Below are 3,011 nucleotides of genomic sequence, written 5' to 3' on the forward strand. Positions count from 1 at the left end.
GAATCACCCCTGCTGGAAACAAAGGATGGTGTTAACGGCCTGCTCATCGGCACCTATGCCGCCTTGGATGGTATGGCTGGCAATTCTGACGGCACCTTTGCCATTGGCGGTGGCAACCCTTGGGAAACATCACCGGATAACTGGGTTTTAGGCGGTGTTGCAGGTGGTGATGCCAACAAAGGCAGTATAGCCGGCGACGTATCTGAAATTGAACCTATTATGCAGTTTTACAGCGACCCCACCAACGTTTTTTACAACAGTAAATGGAAAGCCGACTACGAAGGCATTTCAAGGGCCAATACTACTTTAAAGGTAGTAGCTAAAGTAACTACATTAACCGACGAGGAAAAAGCGAATATTATTGGCCAGGCCAGGTTTTTAAGGGGTCATTATTATTTTGACCTGCGAAAGATATTTAAAAGTGTTCCTTACATTGATGAAACCACTACCAACTTTAATCAGCCAAATAATACAGATGTATGGTCAAAAATTGAGGCTGATTTTGATTATGCCTATAAAAATCTGCCCGGTGCACAAGCAAGTGTAGGTATGGCCAATAAATGGGCGGCAGGAGCATACCTGGCTAAAACTTATTTATATGAGCAAAAATACGCGCAGGCCAAAACCGTGTTTGATGATGTAATTTTGAACGGGGCAACCTCAAACGGCCTTAAATACGCATTGAATGCCAAGTTTGATGACAACTTTACACCAGAAACAGAGAACTCGGCAGAAGCTGTATTCGCTATCCAGATGGCTGCTAACGTCGATCCCGCCGGCCCATCCAATGGCAATAATGGCGACATGTTGAACTTCCCTTACGGCACAAACAGCCCTTTCCCGTGCTGCGGTTTTTATCAACCATCGGCCGATCTGGTTAATCACTTCCGTACCGATGCCAATGGCTTACCTTACCTGGATGATTTTAACAGCCATCCTATAAAAAATGATATGCACATATCATCGTCTACAGCCTTTACTCCTGATGCCGGTAATATTGACCCGCGTTTGGATTGGACAGCCGGCCGCCGTGGTATACCATACCTGGATTGGGGTGTTCATCCCGGCGATTCATGGGTGCGTGATCAAAGCTATGCAGGTCCGTATTCGCCTATAAAAAATGTATACTGGAACGCTACTCAGGATATTGACGGCGATCAGCACTCCTGGGCACCCGGATCCGCGATCAACTACAATGTGATTCGCTTTGCCGATGTACTACTAATGGCCGCCGAAGTAGAAGCTCAGTTGGGCAACCTGCAAAAAGCCCAAACCTATGTAAATATGGTACGTACCAGGGCTGCCAACCCTGCCGGCTGGGTACATACTTACAAAGATCCTAAAAATCCAACTGGCGGCTTTACCAATACCCCGGCTGCAAATTACAAGGTAAGTACGTATCCCGGAGGAGCATTTGTAAGCCAGGCTTTTGCTTTGAAGGCTATATACTTTGAGCGCAAAATTGAGCTGGCAATGGAAGGTCATCGCTTTTTTGACCTGGTTAGGTGGGGTACTGCTGAAACTGAGCTGAATGCCTATTTCAAATATCAAAATACCGTTACAACCGACCTTAAAAGCGGTAAATACGTTAAAGGTAAAAACGATTATTACCCTATACCTCAACGGCAAATTGATTTGAGTGCAAGCGGTGGCAGCCCTGTGCTTAAACAAAATACAGGATATTAATAAATTATCATGAACCCACCACGCTATCACCGTGGTGGGTTTTACAAAACGCTTATACTTATCACCCCTCCTGTTTTAAGCCGATCTAAAACCAAACAAAACCATTTTATGAACAAATCATCAACACGATTTTTATCGTTGGATGTATTTCGTGGCATGACCATCTGTTTCATGATCATTGTAAATACACCCGGCAGCGGGGCTACGGCCTTTTCACCATTGGAGCATGCGGCCTGGCATGGCTTTACCCCTACCGATCTGGTATTCCCCTCGTTTTTATTCGCGGTAGGTAATGCCATGAGCTTTTCCATGAAAAAATACCAGGATTTGGGCAGCGGCGCCGTTATGGGTAAAATATTCAAACGCTCGCTGCTCATCTTTTTAATAGGTTACCTCATGTACTGGTTCCCGTTTTTTAATTTTAGCGGCGGGCACGTTTCTTTGCTGCCTATTGCCAATACACGCATTATGGGGGTTTTGCAACGTATAGCCTTATGCTATTGTTTTGCATCGCTCATGATCCATTTTCTGTCAAAGCAATCGGTTATTATTTTATCCGTACTATTTTTATTGGGTTACTGGATATTGCTACAGGTTTTTGGCAACCCTGCCGATCCGTTGAGTATGACCGGTAACGCGGGCATATTTTTAGATAAATATATACTCGGCGACAGCCACATGTATCACGGCGAAAAAATAGCCTTTGATCCCGAAGGTATCCTGAGCACCCTGCCAGCCATTGTAAACGTTATTGTTGGCTATTATGCCGGTAAATTTATACAGCAAAAAGGTAAGGGCTATGATGTTATCGCTAAAATGTTGCTTATGGGCTGCCTGTTCATCTTTTTGGCTGTTACCTGGAATATGGTATTCCCGATCAACAAAAAGCTGTGGACAAGTTCTTTTGTACTGGTAACCACCGGGCTCGATCTCGTGATCCTTTCCTTCCTGATATACGCCCTGGAGATCAACAGCTGGAACAAATGGAACTGGACAAGATTTTTCACCATTCTGGGTAAAAACCCCTTACCTATTTATATCCTGTCAGAAATACTGGTGATCCTGTTTTATATGCTTTCTGTACATGGCACATCCCTTTATGACTGGATAAATACATCCCTATACCAGGTAATCGCTCCCGGAGCTATCGGCTCATTGCTATTTGCTATAAGCTACATGCTTATTTGCTGGTTTGTAGGCTGGGTACTTGATAAAAGGAAGATCTATATCAGGGTTTAACATAACCCTTCAAAAACAAAAAGCGCGATAGCTAATGCTATCGCGCTTTTTGTTAAACTTATTTACAAGCAACTTTACCTTATATC

At 44.0% G+C, this 3,011-nt stretch carries 2 protein-coding genes; both read left to right on the forward strand.

The features are described from left to right. The coding region (locus AAGC65_RS25645) for a RagB/SusD family nutrient uptake outer membrane protein (RefSeq protein WP_343115303.1) at positions 1-1,686 on the forward strand (1,686 nt) is incomplete at its 5' end. A gap of 9 nt (positions 1,687-1,695) precedes the next feature. Next, positions 1,696-2,925 carry a DUF5009 domain-containing protein gene (locus tag AAGC65_RS25650; RefSeq protein WP_343115304.1) on the forward strand — a complete coding sequence of 410 codons (1,230 nt, stop codon included), beginning with the start codon at positions 1,696-1,698 and terminating at the stop codon, positions 2,923-2,925. Positions 2,926-3,011: the final 86 nt, after the last annotated feature.

Origin of the sequence: Mucilaginibacter sp. (genome assembly GCF_039207105.1) — a bacterium.
Taxonomy (GTDB): domain Bacteria; phylum Bacteroidota; class Bacteroidia; order Sphingobacteriales; family Sphingobacteriaceae; genus Mucilaginibacter.